Annotated in this window: 14 protein-coding genes; 6 read left to right on the top strand and 8 right to left on the bottom strand. The window is 72.8% G+C overall.

The genetic code is table 11. The features are described 5' to 3' along the window. Positions 1-19 precede the first annotated feature (19 nt). The 4 genes from JYK04_RS26455 (at position 20) to msrA (ending at position 4,778) form a co-directional block, all read left to right on the top strand. Positions 20-1,126 carry a hypothetical protein gene (locus tag JYK04_RS26455; RefSeq protein WP_189733056.1) on the top strand — a complete coding sequence of 369 codons (1,107 nt, stop codon included), beginning with the start codon at positions 20-22 and terminating at the stop codon, positions 1,124-1,126. Between the two features lie 160 nt (positions 1,127-1,286). Next, positions 1,287-2,885 carry a M48 family metallopeptidase gene (locus tag JYK04_RS26450; protein ID WP_189733057.1) on the top strand — a complete coding sequence of 533 codons (1,599 nt, stop codon included), beginning with the start codon at positions 1,287-1,289 and terminating at the stop codon, positions 2,883-2,885. Then, complete coding sequence (locus JYK04_RS26445) at positions 2,882-4,036, top strand: hypothetical protein (protein ID WP_189733059.1); 1,155 nt, start codon at positions 2,882-2,884, stop codon at positions 4,034-4,036. The genes JYK04_RS26450 and JYK04_RS26445 overlap by 4 nt, the downstream gene beginning before the upstream one ends. Before the next feature lie 73 nt (positions 4,037-4,109). Further along, positions 4,110-4,778 carry a peptide-methionine (S)-S-oxide reductase MsrA gene (gene msrA / locus JYK04_RS26440; protein WP_030011412.1) on the top strand — a complete coding sequence of 223 codons (669 nt, stop codon included), beginning with the start codon at positions 4,110-4,112 and terminating at the stop codon, positions 4,776-4,778. 124 nt (positions 4,779-4,902) lie between these two features. Here msrA and JYK04_RS26435 read toward each other — a convergent pair whose 3' ends face one another. Then, positions 4,903-5,985, bottom strand: coding sequence for an NAD(P)-dependent alcohol dehydrogenase (locus JYK04_RS26435; RefSeq protein WP_189733061.1), 1,083 nt, complete (start codon positions 5,983-5,985; stop codon positions 4,903-4,905). A gap of 165 nt (positions 5,986-6,150) precedes the next feature. Between JYK04_RS26435 and JYK04_RS26430 the strand changes: the two genes are divergently transcribed. Next, complete coding sequence (locus tag JYK04_RS26430; RefSeq protein ID WP_189733063.1) at positions 6,151-7,086, top strand: helix-turn-helix transcriptional regulator; 936 nt, start codon at positions 6,151-6,153, stop codon at positions 7,084-7,086. 97 nt (positions 7,087-7,183) lie between these two features. On the opposite strand, the gene JYK04_RS26425 is transcribed toward JYK04_RS26430, so the two are convergent. From JYK04_RS26425 to JYK04_RS41430, 3 genes are all read right to left on the bottom strand, one after another. Next, the gene (locus JYK04_RS26425) at positions 7,184-8,143 is read right to left on the bottom strand and encodes a GNAT family N-acetyltransferase (protein WP_189733065.1); all 960 of its coding nucleotides are present in this window, start codon (positions 8,141-8,143) and stop codon (positions 7,184-7,186) included. 127 nt (positions 8,144-8,270) lie between these two features. Beyond that, positions 8,271-9,539, bottom strand: a complete 1,269-nt coding sequence (locus JYK04_RS26420; RefSeq protein WP_189733067.1) for a L,D-transpeptidase — start codon at positions 9,537-9,539, stop codon at positions 8,271-8,273. A 134-nt stretch (positions 9,540-9,673) separates the two neighbouring features. Then, positions 9,674-9,958: a hypothetical protein gene (locus JYK04_RS41430; protein ID WP_229874969.1), complete on the bottom strand. Its 285-nt coding sequence runs from the start codon at positions 9,956-9,958 to the stop codon at positions 9,674-9,676. A 164-nt stretch (positions 9,959-10,122) separates the two neighbouring features. Between JYK04_RS41430 and JYK04_RS26410 the strand changes: the two genes are divergently transcribed. Beyond that, positions 10,123-10,485 carry a hypothetical protein gene (locus JYK04_RS26410; protein ID WP_189733070.1) on the top strand — a complete coding sequence of 121 codons (363 nt, stop codon included), beginning with the start codon at positions 10,123-10,125 and terminating at the stop codon, positions 10,483-10,485. 108 nt (positions 10,486-10,593) lie between these two features. Here JYK04_RS26410 and hutH read toward each other — a convergent pair whose 3' ends face one another. The 4 genes from hutH to JYK04_RS26390 all read right to left on the bottom strand — a co-directional run bounded on the left by hutH (position 10,594) and on the right by JYK04_RS26390 (position 15,635). Beyond that, entirely contained in the window at positions 10,594-12,135 is a 1,542-nt protein-coding gene (hutH, locus tag JYK04_RS26405; protein ID WP_189733721.1) for a histidine ammonia-lyase, read from the bottom strand. Between the two features lie 107 nt (positions 12,136-12,242). Next, a complete protein-coding gene (locus JYK04_RS41965; protein ID WP_189733072.1) occupies positions 12,243-13,358 on the bottom strand; it encodes a GGDEF domain-containing protein in 1,116 nt (371 codons plus the stop codon). Between the two features lie 159 nt (positions 13,359-13,517). Then, entirely contained in the window at positions 13,518-14,318 is an 801-nt protein-coding gene (locus tag JYK04_RS26395; protein WP_189733074.1) for an enoyl-CoA hydratase/isomerase family protein, read from the bottom strand. A gap of 153 nt (positions 14,319-14,471) precedes the next feature. Continuing rightward, on the bottom strand, positions 14,472-15,635 hold the full coding sequence (locus tag JYK04_RS26390; RefSeq protein WP_189733076.1) for an adenylate/guanylate cyclase domain-containing protein: 1,164 nt from the start codon (positions 15,633-15,635) through the stop codon (positions 14,472-14,474). Positions 15,636-15,777 lie beyond the last annotated feature (142 nt).

Below are 15,777 nucleotides of genomic sequence, written 5' to 3'. Positions count from 1 at the left end.
GGTCTGGTTCGCTGGAGGCATGGAGATTCTGTGGTTGGTGTTCGCGATGCTCATGATCGTGTTCATTCTCGGTCCGTACATACGGCGCCGGCGCGGTGGTATCCGCCTGGTCGCGCCGGACAGCCCCGACGCCGCCGACCCGGCGAACTACGGATTCGACCGGCAGGAAGAGCTCGACATCCGCGTCCCCGGGCCCGACCGGGACCTGATGGACGCCCTCGACAACGTGCGGCTCACCGGCAGCTGGCAGGCGGCCTCTCAGCTGCTCGCCGGGACCCCGCGGGAGGGGGAGCGGCGCTGGCAGCGCGTGCAGGCCTTCGGCGGGGCCGCGGCCCTGGAACTGATGGCGCAGCCCGGGACGGGCGCGCAGTGGCTGAAGGCGTGGCGGCTGGAGGCGGACGAGGACCCGGGCGGCGCGCAGGTGCACGCGGAGCTGCTGGTGCAGCAGGCGTGGCGGCAGTCGGGCGGGGTCGGCTCCGACGACCACCGGATCATCCTGGAGGAGGCCCGGGATGCGTGCCGCAGGGCCGCGCTGCTGGCCCCCGGGGACCCGGTCCCGTACATCACGGAGCTGGCGGTCGCACGGGGACTGGCGTACCCGGAGGCGGAGTTCGACGAGCTGTGGGCGAAGGTCGTCGACCGGGCCCCGGAGCACATGGGCGCCCATCTCGCGGCGCTGCATTACTGGGGCGCGCAGTGGCACGGCTCGCGCGAGAAGGCCGACGCCTTCGCGCACGCGGCCGCGGCGCGCGCCCCGCAGGGCTCGCTGCTGGCGGCCCTGCCGTTGTTCGCGCTGCGCGAGAACCAGCCGGACATCGTGCTGAGCCCGAGCTTCTACCGGGGCGCGGTCGTCACGCGGGCGGTGGAGGGCGCGCTGTACGCGGTGCACACGGCGCGGCAGGACGACCCGATGGTGGCGCACGTGCGGCACCTGCTGCTGCTGTTCCTGGTCTGCATGGAGCGGTGGGCGGAGGCCATGGAGCAGGTGCGGCACGTGGACGGGTACGTGGGCGCTCGGCCGTGGTCGGAGACGGACGACCCGGCCGCCGCGTACGCGGTGTACCGGGCGATGGCGGTGGCGGGGTACGAGGCGAACGGCGGGTCGCCGGCGACGCTGGCGCAGTAGCCGCCGGGCGGATCGCCCCGGATCGCCCCACGGGACGGGCAGAAGCTTCGGCCAATAAAGTTGCCGTAAGTAATCACAGGCCGCATGATGCGGCGGTGGCGGCCTTCTGCCCTGCCACCTGCTTCAGCACCGCTTTCATCCCGTGGGGGGATCTGTCCATATGGGCGCTTCACTGCGCGCCTTGCGCGCTCTCGTCCTGCTCGCAGGCTTCTACCTGCTCGGCGTGTTCCTGCTGGCCGCCCTCGGCGGCATCGACTACGCCGTCGTCACCAACTTGCACGGACCCGTCGCGGGCAAGCTGCTGCTGGTCTCCGTCGTCCTCGCCATCCCGATCGTGCGCGGCCTGTTCATGCTGCGCACGCCCAGGGGCGAGGGTCCGGCCGGGGTCACGGTCGGTGAGGCGCAGGAACCCGAACTGTGGGCGGTCGTACGCGACATCGCGCAGCAGGTCGGCACCCGCGCCCCCGACGAGATCGTGCTGATCGACGAGGTGAACGCGGCCGTCGCCGAGGACGCCAAGCTGCTGGGCCTGCGGCCCGGCACCCGCCGCCTCTACCTCGGCCTGCCGCTGATGACGGGCCTGGACGAGATGCAGCTGCGCGCGGTGCTCGCCCACGAGATGGGCCACTACGCCAACTTCGACACCCGCCTGACCCCGCTGATCGCCCGCGGCCGCGCCCAACTGATCCGCACCATCGGCTACTTCCACGAGCGGGCCGACAAGAAGGTCGCCAAGGAGCGCGCGAAGCAGGAGCGCAAGGACGAGAAGCGGATCGCCAAGGGCAAGAAGGCCAAGGGCGTCGACACCGGGGGCGAGGGCGCGATGTACCGCGCCATGGCCAAGATCTACATCGCGTACGGCAACTTCTACATGCGCGCCACCCTCTCCACCTCCCGCCGCCAGGAGCTCGCCGCCGACCTCGCCTCGGTGCGGGTCGCCGGCCGCGACTCCGCCGCGTCCGCGCTGCGCGAGCTGAACGCCCTCGACTCGGCGCACGACTTCTACATGAGCTCCTACGCCACCCTCGGCGTCGGCGCCGGCCTGCTGCCCCGCCCGGGCGAGGTCTTCGGCGGCCTGCGCCGCCTCCTGGACGCGCGCTCGGCCGACCTGGAAGAGCTGCGCCGGGAACTGTCGACCGAGCCCGCCTCCCCCTACGACTCCCACCCCGCGCTCGCCGAGCGCGTGGCCCGCATCGAGGCCCTGCCCGACGACGGCCGCGGCGGGCAGGCCGCCCGGCCGTCCCTGGAGCTGCTGGCCGACGCCGACGCGGCGCTGGCCGCGCTGGAGCAGGTCGTCCTCACCCCGGAGGCGCTCGCGCTCAAGCGGGTCGGCTGGGAGGACCTCGTCCACGAGTCGATGACCACGTACGTCGGCCAGGGCGCGGAGGACATCCGCGAGGCCTTCGCCGCCGAGGGAGCCGGCCCCGGGCTGGACGCCGTGCTCGACGCGTTCGACGCCGACCCGGCGGTGCGCTGGCGCATCGCCGACCGCTTCCCGAAGTCGGAGGAGGCCCAGGCCGCCACCGGCCGCACGGCCCGCGAGTTCGCCCGCCCGGTGGTCCGGCGCGCCCTGAACCAGCTGGTCACCGTCGAGCTGACGGGCCGCGGCGCCGCCCGCTGGCAGCTGTCGTGGTCCGACTCGGCCTCGCTGAGCTACCCGGCCGACGGCTTCGAGGAGCGCCTGGGCGCTGCCCTGGACGCGGCCGTCGCCGACCTGCCCGACACCGAATCCCTGCGAAAGCTGGTGCTTGCCCCGTGATCGGCCTGTACGTCCTGGGCGCCATGCTGCTGTTCGGCGCGTTCAAGTTCCTGCGCGGCGTCTACTACATCCGCAAGGCGAAGCGGCTGGAGGCCGAGATCGCCGTCATCGAGGGCCGGACCGAGGCCATGAACGCCGAGACGGCCGCCGCCAAGGCGGAGCGCAAGGCGCAGCAGGCCGCGGCGGTCGTCGCGCTGGGCTTCGTACCGGAGGCCGAGCTCGACACGGACAACGCGCTGCCCGTGTCGCCCGAGCAGACCGCCGCCGTCGCGGCGGTCAAGGCCGGCGACTGGGAAGCGGGCGCGGCCTATCTGGAGGCGGCCGGGCAGGACTGGGAGGAGCGCTGGCAGCGCATGCGCCCCCTGTCCGAGGCGGCGGCCGAGGACGACGCCTGGCTGCTCGCCTGGCGCGCGGCCCGGCCGTCGGACCCGTCCGCGGCGCTGGTGAACGCGGACACGGGCGTCCTGGTGGCGTGGAACGTGCGGGGCTCCGCGCGGGCCAGCCACACCACCCAGGAGCAGTTCCGTATCTTCCGCGAGCTGCTGCTCAAGGCGCAGGAGCAGGCGCGGGAGGCCCAGCGGCTGGCGGACCCCGCGGACCCGGTTCCGTACATGGTGGAGCAGTCCATCAGCCAGGGCCTGGGCTACTCCCACGAGGAGTACGGGCAGCTGTGGGCGCAGATCATGAAGCGGGACCCGAAGCTCCTGTCGGCCCACACGAACGCCATGCAGTACTGGAGCCAGAAGTGGCGCGGCTCGCACGAGCTGGCGCTCGCCTTCGCCCGCGAGTGCGCAGCCAAGGCCGAGCCGGGTGAGCTGCTGTCCGTGCTGCCGCTCATCGCCTACATCGAGCAGGAGCTGCACGAGTCGGACCTCAAGCCGGAGACGTTCTTCAAGGAGCCGGAGGTCGTCGCGGCGGTCGATGCCGCCCTCGTCGACCTGGCGGCGGCCGATCCGGCCGACTGGCGGTCGATCCGGCTGCGTCACCCGCTCGCGTGGTTCCTGTTCTGGCAGGACCGGGACGCGGAGGCGGTCGAGCAGTTCCGCCACATCGACGGGCACATCGGGGCGATGCCCTGGCGCTACTGGCCGAAGTCGCGCTACGTGTACGCGCGGGACTGGGCGGTACGCGAGGTCACGCCGGGTCTGTGACCCGTCGCGGAGGGCGGGTCGGGGAATCCCGGCCCGCCCTTCGCACGTTGTCACTCCCACAAGGAGGGAATCCATGTTCTCGTACCGCCGTACGCCCGAGCTCCCCACCCGCGAGGAGGCCCTGACGGGCCGCGCGGAGCCGCTGTTCGCCGTGCCCGACCGGCACACCGTGCTGGGCAACCCGCTGTCCGGCCCCTACCCCGCGCACCTGGAAGTCGCCGACTTCGGTCTGGGCTGTTTCTGGGGTGCGGAGCGCAAGTTCTGGCAGACCCCCGGGGTGTGGACCACGCTGGCCGGCTACCAGGGCGGCTTCACCGAGAATCCGACGTACGAGGAGGTCTGCTCGGGTCTGACCGGCCACACCGAGGTGGTCCGCGTGGTCTTCGACCCGTCCCAGGTCTCCTACGCCGCGCTGCTGAAGCTGTTCTGGGAGTCCCACGACCCCACCCAGGGCTTCCGCCAGGGCAACGACGTCGGCACCCAGTACCGCTCGGCGGTCTACACGCACTCCCCCGACCAGCAGGCGACGGCGGAGGCCTCCCGCACGGCCTACCAGCAGGTCCTGGCCTCCTCGGGCTACGGCCCGATCACCACGGCGGTGCTGCCGGCGGCGGAGCGCCCCTTCTGGCCCGCGGAAGCCCACCACCAGCAGTACCTGGACAAGAACCCGGGCGGCTACTGCGGCATCGGCGGCACGGGCGTGTCCTGCCCGATCGGTGTGGCCAAGGCCCCTGGGGCGTGAGTGCCCCCGCCGTCGCCGCCGCCTCGCACGAGGGGCTGACGCGTGTGCGGCGGCGGCACGGATGCGCGAGCGGCACGCCGGCCGGCCGTTCGCCCATCCCGGGGCGTACTGAAGCCGCCCGGGGTCAGATCGTCGACGCGTCGATCACGAAGCGGTAGCGCACGTCGCTCGCCAGCACCCGCTCGTACGCCTCGTTGATCTGCCCGGCGGCGATCAGCTCGATCTCCGCGCCCAGCCCGTGCTCGGCGCAGAAGTCCAGCATCTCCTGGGTCTCGGCGATCCCGCCGATCATCGATCCGGCGAGGGTCTTGCGGCCGCCGATGACGGAGAAGAGGTTGAGCGCGACGGGCTCCTCCGGGGCGCCGACGTTCACCAGCGCGCCGTCGACCTTCAGCAGGCCCAGGTAGGCGTCCAGGCCGAGCGGCGCGGAGACGGTGGAAAGGATCAGGTCGAAGCGGCCGGCCAGTTCCTCGAAGGTGGCCTCGTCTCCGGTGGCGTAGAAGTGGGAGGCGCCCAGCTTCAGGCCGTCCTCCTTCTTGCGCAGGGTCTGCGACAGGACGGTGACCTCCGCGCCGAGCGCGTGCGCGATCTTCACGCCGATGTGGCCGAGGCCGCCGAGGCCGACGACCGCGACCTGCTTGCCGGGGCCCGCCTGCCAGTGCTTGAGCGGGGAGTAGAGGGTGATGCCGGCGCACAGCAGCGGGGCGGCGACGTCGAGGGCGAGGCCGTCGGGGATGCGGACGGTGTACTTCTCGTCGACGACGAGGTGGGTGGAGTAACCGCCGTACGTGGGGTCGCCGTTGCGGTCGAGGGCGTTGTAGGTGCCGGTCATGCCCTCGGCGCAGTACTGCTCCTGGCCGCGCAGGCAGTACGCGCAGGTGCGGCAGGAGTCGACGAAGCAGCCGACGCCCACCCGGTCCCCGACGGAGAACCGGGTGACGGCCGGGCCGACTTCGGAGACGACACCGGCGATCTCGTGGCCGGGGACCATCGGGTAGATGCCCTCGCCCCAGCCGTCGCGCACCTGGTGGATGTCGGAGTGGCAGATGCCGGAGTACTTGATGTCGATGAGGACGTCGTGCGCGCCGACGGGCCGCCGCGTGATGGTGGTGCGCTCCAGCGGAGCCTTGGCGGCGGGGGCGGCGTACGCGGCGACCCGGGTGGCGTGGGCGGCGTGCGTGTCCCGGGCGGCGTGGGTGACGGACATGGCGGTGCTCCTCGAACGGGGGTCGTGCCTCTGCGGTGAACCCCACGCTGCCGGTCCGTCCGGCGGGCAGCCAGCCCCCTGTCCTGCCTACGACCGGTGAACCTACTCCTGGCGGGGTCAGGCTCACGTCTGCACCGCGGCACGCCGCCCGGGGATACTTGCGGAATGGATCAGCTTGATCAGCGAGCCTGCCTCGGCGAGTTCCTCCGCTCCCGGCGTGCGCGGCTGCGCCCCGAGGACGTGGGCCTGCCCGACCACGGGCGCCGCCGGCGCGTGCCCGGGTTGCGCCGGGAGGAACTGGCGCAGCTGGCGGGGGTGTCGGTCGCGTACTACACGCGGCTGGAGCAGCGTGACGGGCACAACGTGTCGGTGGAGGTCCTGGACGCGCTCGCGCGGGCCCTGCGCCTCGACGGGAGCGAGCGGGCGCACCTGATGGACCTGGCGCGGCCCAAGGCGCACCGGCGCCGCCACAGCCGGCGCCCGCAGCAGGTGCGGCCGGAGCTGCGCACGCTGATGGACGCGATGTGCGGCGTACCGGCGTACCTGGTGGGGCACCGGCAGGACGTCATCGGCTGGAACCGGCTGGCGGCCGCGGTCTTCGGGGACTTCGGGGCGCTGCCGCCCGCCGAGCGGAACCTGGTGCGGCTGGTGTTCCTGGACCCGGCGACGGCGGAGCTGTACCGGGAGTGGGAGTGCCGGGCGTGCGAGGTGGTGAGCAACCTGCGGATGTACGCCGGCCAGAACCCGGACGACGAGCAGCTGTCGGCGCTGGTCGGTGAGCTGTCGGTGAAGAACGAGGAGTTCCGGCGGCTGTGGGCGGCGCACACGGTCGCGGACAAGACGCACGGGGAGAAGGTGCTGCGGCACCCGCTCGTGGGTGAGCTGCGGCTGTCCTTCGAGACGCTGAAGCTCCCGGACGATCCGGCGCAGTCGCTGGTCGCTTTCCACGCCGCCCCCGGCTCCCCGTCGGCGGACGCCCTGCGCCTGCTGGCGTCGTGGTCGGCCCCGTCTGAGGGGGCCGGGGCGCGGCCCGCACAGGCACCCGGGCAGTCGCCCGCGCGCTCGGCGGAGCCGTCGGAGGGCCGCTCGGCCACACGGTGACCGGCGGCACGGCCGAGGGCGGCCGGTGTCCGGCCAACCCGCCTCTGGGTCGTCTCTTTCGGATCTTGCCGGTCAGGCAAGATCCGGAAGAGACGGCCTAGAGCTTGAGCTGGAAGATGCCCGCCTCGCGCCCCCGCCGGTAGCCGATGGACTCGTTCACCGCCCGCATGTGGGGGTTCGCGTCGGCCACGGTCGTGGCGATGCGGCGCAGCGCCGGGTAGCGTGCGGCCGCCTCGGCCGCCATGCGCAGTTTCACGGCGCGGCCGAGGCCGTGGCCGCGGTGGCCGGGGACGACCACCGTGCCGTGCTGGAGGGCGCGCGGGCCGGAGGGGTCCGGCAGGACGAGTTCGGTGTACGCCGCCACCTCGCCGGCCTCGGTCACGGCTGCGACCGTGATCTGCTCCCAGCCCCGGTCGGTGATCACCTGCTGCATGTCGTGCAGCCGCTGCTCCGTCCAGACCGGGGGCCGCTCGTCCATGTCCCCGCTCGGCGCGTCGTCCATCGCGGCGTGGGCCGCGGCGGCGGCCGGCGCCCAGGCGTCGGGGACCGTGCCGTGCCAGGTGAGGAGCTCGTATCCGGGGGCGGCCGAAACCTGCGCGGGCCCGTCGGCGGGGAGTTCCTGTTCGTACCAGGCCATCGGCAGGACGTTCTCGAACCCCAGTGGCTCCGCGAACGCCTGCCCCGGGCCTCCCAGGTCGAACTGGGTCATGACCGAGGTCCGGCCCTGCGCGAGCAGTTCCTCGCGGACCCGCTCCCACAGGGCGGTGCCCACGCCCCGCCGCCGCTCCTGCGGCCGTACGGTCAGTACGTCCAGGAGCGCGGTGTGCGTGTTGCCCTCGTCCGTGAACAGGATCAGGGCCGCTACGCCCGCGCCCCCGTCCGCCGCCAGGAGCACGTACCGGCCGCGCGCCGGCCTGACGCGCAGGCGCCCGGCGACCTCCCTGCGGGACGGCGCGGGCAGCTGCGGAAGATCGGCGGCCCCCGCGTCGGTCAGGACCGCCAGCCAGGCGTCGACCGCGTCGTCGGACGGAGGCAGATCGAGGGAGTGGATCATCATGTCCCCGACCCTAGACGCGCCCCGGCGCCACCGTTGAGTGCTTTTCGGCCACCCTCGGCCGGCCCCAAGACGAACGGCGGGGACCCCGTGAGGGGTCCCCGCCGTTCGGCGTGCGCGGTGCGGGAGGTCAGGCGGCGGAGCCGGCCTTCCACTCCGCCCAGCCCATGTTCCAGCCGTTGAGGCCGTTGTCGGGCTTGACGACCTTGTCCGGGGAGTTGACCACGTTGACCACGTCGCCGATGAGCGAGTTGTCGAAGAACCACGCGGCGGGCTGGTTCGGGTCGCCCGCGCCCTTGGCGTCGTTCAGGCCGACACAGCCGTGGCTGGTGTTCGCACTGCCGAAGACCGAGTCGGCTCCCCAGTAGTTGCCGTGGATGAAGGTGCCGGACTGGGACAGCCGCATGGCGTGCGGGACGTCCTTGATGTCGTACTCGCCCTTGCCCTCACTGTCCTTGAAGCCGACGGTGGAGCCGTCCATCCGGGTCTCCTTGAACTTCTCGGAGATCACCATCTGACCGTTGTAGGTCGGGTTCTCCGGGGAGCCCGCCGAGATCGGGATGGTCTTGATGACCGCGCCGTCCCGGGTGACCGTCATCTTCTTGGTCTTCGTGTCGACCGTGGAGACCTGACTGCGGCCGATCTTGAAGTTGACGGTCTTGTTCTGGACGCCCTGGACGCCGGGAGCGCCCTGGACGCCCTCCAGCGCCAGCTTCATGGTGACGGTGGAGTTCGCCTGCCAGTACTGCTCCGGGCGGAAGTCCAGGCGCTGCGCGCCGAACCAGTGGCCGACGACTTCCTGGCCGCTGCTGGAGGTGACCGAGATCGCCGCCTGGACGGCCTTCTTGTCCTGGATCGGCTTGTTGAAGGTGATCGAGACCGGCATGCCCACGCCGACCGTCTGGCCCTCGTCCGGGATGAACGAGCCGACGAAGCTGTTCTCCGGGGAGATGGTGGTGAAGGAGGCGTTCTCGTGCGCCTCGCGGCCGTCCGCGTCCTTGGCGGTCGCCGCCAGGGCGTACTTCGTGGAGCGCTTCAGCGCGGCGTCCGGCTTCCAGCTCTTGCCGTCGGCGGCGATCTTGCCGGCCACTGCCGTGCCCTCGCTGGTCTTCAGCTCGACCTGGGTGAGGGTGCCGTCGGCGACGGCCACGTTGGCCGCGTCGTTGAGGCCTACGTTCGTGGCCCCGTCCTTCGGCGTGATGGTTATTTTGGCCTTGGAGGTGTCCTTGGCGGCCGCCGCGTCGACATCCGCCTGCGCCTTGCCCGCCTCGGAGCCCTTGGGCTTCGCGTCGTCTCCGCCGCCGCACGCCGTGAGCATCAGTACCCCACCGAGCACGGCGGATATGGCCACCAGGGACCTGCTCCGCCGCATACTGTCCGTCCTCACACGCCACTCCATCGTTGCCGGATCCCCCGGAGGCTGGCCGTCCCCGGGGTTGGCCCGGCAGGGGGCGTACCCCCTGCCTGGTCATGACAACGCGTTAACGGCGCCGGCCGGTTCCACATTCCGTTCGGATGTGGTCCACCACACGGTCAGGCGTTGTCGGGTTCCTCGTCGAAGTCCCCATCTTCCTCGTCCAGGTCCCACTCCATGGACTCGGGGTCGTATTCGACGGGCTCGCTGCTCCAGGAGGCCTGGGCGAGCTCCACCCCGGGAATGTCCGCGACCAGGTCAGTGGGGTCGACGAGGTAGGCGAGGGCCTCCGACTCGTCCTCGCGGACGGCGGACTCGGCGTGGCCGCGCTCCTCGTCCGGCATGAACTCGTCGGCCTTGATGTGCGCGAGTGCGGCTCCCGTGAGTGCCTGAACGTCCGGCACCTCCAATACCAAATCCACCCGAAGTCGTACGTAACGTGATGTCTCAGAAGAGTTCATACGACGGAGAGTAAGCCCGCGGAAGCCCCGACTTTCCCACGACCCGCCCCTTTCCGTAGCATCACCGCACACGGCCAATTCGCTGCTGCCACAAGGGGGATCGCACCGTGTCCGCACGCCGACCGCTGCTCACCGCTCTCGGAGCGACCACCCTCCTCGCCGCCCTGTGGTTCGTACCCTCGGCGGGCGCCACCTCAGCCGGTGTCGAGGAGACCCGTTCCGGCGTGCCCGCGGGCGCGAACGCCTCCGGGACGACCACCGACGCGACCGGCTCCGCCGACTCCGATTCCACTTCCGACGCCCCCGGGGCGGTCACGGGAACGGCCTCCGGACCGGCCTCGCACCCGCAGCCCCTGCTCGCCGCCACCGGATCCGTGGACACCACCCCCTACCTCCTGGGCGGGACCCTCTTCCTCGGCGTCGGGGCCGGTTTCGTGGCCTTCTCGGTCCGCCGCTCGCACGCGCTGTAGAGCCCTCAGGGCTCTCGGAGCTCCAGGGCCGCAGGGCCCCGGACACGGCGAAGGGCCGCCCCGGGGTCAGGTCCCGGGGCGGCCCTTCGCCGTGTACGCGGCCTGCCGTCAGGCGAGCGGACCCGTCACCGGCTCCACCGCGGCCAGGAGGCCGCCCGTACGGATGAACTCGTCGGCGGCGGCCAGGTCAGGCGCGAGGAAACGATCCGGCCCGGGACCCTGGACACCCGCCGCACGGGCGCCCGCGATCGCGGCCTGGCTGGCCGGGGCCGGGGTCAGACCGTGGCGCAGCTCGATGGCGCGGGTGGCCGCGTAGAGCTCGATGGCGATGATCCGCGTCAGGTTGTCGACGGCGGTACGGAGCTTGCGCGCGGCCGACCAGCCCATCGAGACGTGGTCCTCCTGCATGGCGGAGGAGGGGATCGAGTCGGCCGAGGCCGGCACCGCGAGCCGCTTCATCTCGCTGACCAGGGCGGCCTGCGTGTACTGGGCGATCATCAGACCGGAGTCCACGCCGGCGTCGTCCGCGAGGAACGGCGGCAGGCCGTGCGAGCGGTTCTTGTCGAGCAGCCGGTCGGTGCGGCGCTCGGCGATGGAACCGAGGTCGGCGGCCGCGATGGCGAGGAAGTCCAGCACGTAGGCGACCGGGGCCCCGTGGAAGTTGCCGTTGGACTCCACGCGCCCGTCGGGCAGCACCACCGGGTTGTCGACGGCGGCGGCCAGCTCGCGGGAGGCCACCAGGGCGGCGTGCGCCATGGTGTCGCGGCCGGCGCCGGCGACCTGCGGGGCGCAGCGCACGGAGTAGGCGTCCTGCACGCGCGGGGCGGTCTCCTCCTGGTAGTGGCGCACGAGCCCGGAGCCCTTGAGGACGGCGGCCATGTTCGCGGCGGAGGCACCCTGCCCCGGGTGCGGACGGATGGCGTGCAGCTCGGGCTGGAGCACCTTCTCCGTGCCGAGCAGCGCCTCCAGGGTGAGGGCGGCGGTGATGTCGGCGGAGGTGTAGAGCTTGCCGAGGTCGGCGAGGGCCATGATCAGCATGCCGAGCATGCCGTCGGTGCCGTTGAGGAGGGCGAGGCCCTCCTTCTCGCGGAGCACGACGGGCTCGATGCCGGCCTCGGCGAGCAGTTCGCCGGCGGGGCGGACGGTGCCGTCCGGGCCCTCGGCGTCACCCTCGCCCATGAGGGCGAGCGCGCAGTGGGACAGCGGGGCGAGGTCGCCGGAGCAGCCCAGGGAGCCGTACTCGTGGACGACGGGGGTGATCCCGGCGTTGAGCACGTCGGCCATGGTCTGCGCGACGGAGGGGCGGACGCCGGTGTGACCGGAGGCGACGGTCTTGAGGCGGAGGAACATCAGCGCGCGGACGACCTCCCGCTCGACGCGCGGGCCCATGCCGGCGGCGTGCGAGCGGACGATGTTGCGCTGGAGCTGGGCACGCAGCTCGGGGCTGATGTGCCGGGAGGCGAGCGCACCGAACCCGGTGGACACGCCGTAGACGGGCTCGGGCTTGGCGGCCAGCGCGTCGACGATCTCGCGGGCCCGGGCGAGCGCGTCGAGCGCCTCCGCGGAGAGCTCGACGCGTGCGTTGCCGCGGGCTACGGCGATGACGTCCTCGGCGGTGGTCCCGGACGTCCCCACCACGACAGTGTGCATATCCATATTCAGCACCCTACGGATTGAATCGCTTCATGTCACTAGCTGGATTCGTCACGATCGCGACGCGGTTGGACCCCTTACGGGCCGGTAGCGCGAGCGGCCGGTCACAGACGGCCCCGGAAGCGGCGCCGCTCCCCGGGAGCCTCCTCGGCGGCGGCGTCCGCGAGCCGGACCACCGCGGTGTCCCGGCCCGCCACGACGGGTTTCGGCGAGCGCGCGGCCTTCGCCTTGTACTGGGCGGCGTCCGCCAGCCGGAACAGCCGCCGGGAGGACTTCACCAGCCCGATCGGGTCCCCGGTGGAGGCCACGCCGCAGGCCACCCCCTCGCCCAGCTCCAGTTCGGCCGCCCGGGTGCACACCTCCTCGGTGACGCGCACGATCTCGTCCGCCGTCGGGCCGACCCCGACCAGGCAGAACTCGTCGCCGCCGAGGCGGGCCACCAGCGATCCGGGCAGCATCGCCCCGCACAGGCTCAGGACCGACCCGAACCGCTCCAGGAGCCGGTCGCCCATGGCGTGGCCGAGGGTGTCGTTGACCGTCTTCAGCCCGTTCAGGTCGCAGACGACGAGGCTGACGACCACCCCGGTCCGCCGGTGCTCCTCCAGGGCCCCGTCGAGCCGCATGTCGACCGCCCGCCGGTTCGCGAGCCCGGTCAGCGGGTCGGTGAAGGCGAGCCGCCGGGCCTCCTCCAGCCGCTCGTTCTGCGCGAGACCGGCCGCGACCACGGCGGCGAGCACCGTGGCGAAATCGGCGTCGCCCTCGTCGAAGTCGGGCAGCCCCTCGTCCCGGGCGACGTACAGCTCGCCCCAGGCGCGGCCGCTGAGCACGATGGGCGCGACCACACAGGTCCCGCGGCCGCGCCGGCGCAGGGCCTCCCCGCGCCGCCCCGGGCGGTCGCCGACGGCGCTCTCGACCCAGGCGTGCGGGCCGCCGCCGCCCACCCAGAGCTCGTGCAGGAACTCGGTGATCTCGGGGAAGTCGTGCACGGGGTAGGACTCGTCCTCGGGGAACTCCTCCTCGCCCGCCCGCCGCTCGCCCTCGTTCACGAGCACCCGCAGGCGCCCCCGCTCCCGCTCCCACGCGGAGATCGCGGCGAACGAGCCGTCCAGCGCCACGCGCGCCCCCCGCGCGGCCGCCCGCACACTGTCCCGCGGCGCGCACGCCGCGGCCATCGCCTGAGCGAGTCCCACCACGGCTCGTAGCCGCCCGTCAACTCCCATCACCCCAGGCTAGGGACTTTTGTCAGATTTGGAGACAATTGGCACGACTTTCGGCGCCACCAAGATCACCAAGGGCGATCGGGCGACACCGGGGCGCGGGCGGCATCCGGACACCACACGGACGCCACCCGGATCCCCGCCCCGATACCGCCCGGCCGGCTACTCCCCCGGCCAGTTCGGCTTGCGCTTCTCGTTGAACGCCGCGACGCCCTCCACCCGGTCGCCCGAGAAGGCCACCGTCCGCCAGGCCGCGTCCTCGATCTCCAGACCGGCCTCCAGGTCCATCCCGTGCCCCAGCCGCAGCGCCCGCTTGGCCGCCCGCAGGCCCACCGGGGAGTTCGCCGCCATCCGGGACGCCAGCGCCAGCGCCTCCGCCGTGTCCCGGCCGGCCGGGACCAGCGAGTCCACCAGCCCCAGGGACAGCGCCTCGGCCGCCTCCACCCGGCGCGCCGTGAAGATCAGCTCCGCGGCCCGCGCCGCGCCCACCCGGCGCGGCAGCAGCTGCGTGCCTCCGCCGCCGGGGATCACGCCCACCGACACCTCGGGCAGGCCCACCACCGCGGTCTCGTCGGCGACGATCACATCGCAGGCCAGGGCCAGCTCGAAGCCGCCGCCCAGCGCGAACCCGTGCACCGCCGCGACCGTGGGCATCGGCAGCGCCAGCACGCCCCCGTACGCCCCCCGCGTGGTCGGCCGCTGCCGGACCAGCTCGGTGTCCGAGAAGGAGTTCCGCTCCTTGAGGTCCGCCCCGACGCAGAAGGCCCGCTCCGCGGTGGAGGACAGCACCACCACCCGCACCGACGGGTCCGCCGCGAGCGCCGCACAGGCGGCGCCGATCGACCGGGCCATCTCCGTCGACACCGCGTTCATCGCCTTGGGGCGGTCCATCGCCAGCTCCGCGACGTGCCCGTCGCCCTCCCGACGTACCGCGACGAACTCTCCGAAGCGCTGCTCAGACATGCCTGCGACCCTCCCGGTTAACGAGCGTTATCGCCGCACTCTAGTGCGCGGGGAGGCCACCGGGTCAAGGCTGCGCCGCTGCGGGGCACGGCTGGGCCCCGGCCCGTCGGCAGGAAGCACGGGCCCGCCCGTCCGCCCCGGCCCGCGGTCGCGTCAGGCCGGGTTCCTGGGCTTCCTGCGCGTCAGCGACCAGGGCTCCACTACGCCGAGTCCGCGCACCGGGCGCTGCCACATCGGCTGCAGCGCGAAGCGGTAGGACGCGCCCTCGTCGGGCGCCGTCTCGGCCTCCTTCTCCGACACCGGGGCGGCACCGGTCCGGGAGAGTTCCTCGGCCATCGCGCCGTCCACCAGCACCGCGTCCTTGGGGGCTATGGACGTCAGCCTGCTGGCCAGGTTCACCGTGGTCCCGAAGACATCGCCCATCCGGGTGGTCACCGTGCCGAAGGCGATCCCGACCCGCAGCTCGGGCATCTGCGCGTCGAGCTCCATCGTCTCGATCAGCCGCAGGGCGATCTCCGCCGCCGTCGCCGCGTCGTCGGCGCAGTACAGCACCTCGTCACCCAGGGTCTTGATCAGCCGGCCGCCGTGCGCGGCCACCAGGTCCGCCGCGGTCGTCTCGAAGGACTCGACCAGCTCGCCGAGCTCCTCCTCCTCCAGCCGCCGCGTCAGGCGCGTGAAGCCCACCAGGTCGGCGAAGCCCACCGCGAGCCGCCGGTCGACCATCTCGTCGTCGTCGGCCACCTGCACCACGCGCCCGGTCGCGGCCGCCAGCTGGCGCCGCCACACGTAGACGAGGAACTCCTCCAGCTCGGGCAGCAGCAGCTCCACCAGGGGGTACGTGACCTCCGTACGGGTCATGCCCGGCTCCGGCGGCTCCGTCAGCCCCTCCAGGAACGAGTCGATCTGCCACTCCGCCAGCCGGGCGGTGGTCTGCCCCGTGGACCGAGCCACCTGCACGGCCATCGGCTCGGACAGCAGCCCGGCCTCCACCAGACCGGCCAGCCGGCGCAGGGCCAGCACGTCGGCCTCGGTCAGCGCCCGGGCCTGCCCGATGTCGGCGAAGCCCATGGCCCGCCAGAAGCGCGAAGCCAGCTCCATGGACACGCCCGCGCTCCGGGCGGCCTGGAACGGCGTGTACCGGCGCTCGGCACCGAGGATCAGCTGCTCCAGCCGGATGGCGAGGGGATCCGCCGTCGGCTGGGCCGTGTGATCGACCTCGTGGTGCGGGGTGTGCTGGTCACGGCCGATCGGGGTGCCCGGGCCGGACGCGGAGCCGCCACCGGCGGACGCGCTGGACGTAGGGTCGTCGACGGTCAAGGGCCGCCTCCTGTCCATTCCGTGCGCACTGCCCTGCGAACCGGTTGATCACCACGAGCACCGGGATCGCCTAAACCATACGGCAGGTGTGCCGTAGCTCACTCCCCCTCCCCGCTTCCGGCCCGCCCGCGACCTGGGTGCG

The sequence above is a fragment of the Streptomyces nojiriensis genome, assembly GCF_017639205.1.
GTDB classification, from domain to species: Bacteria; Actinomycetota; Actinomycetes; order Streptomycetales; family Streptomycetaceae; genus Streptomyces; species Streptomyces nojiriensis.
This window is presented reverse-complemented; position numbering and strand designations above follow the sequence as displayed.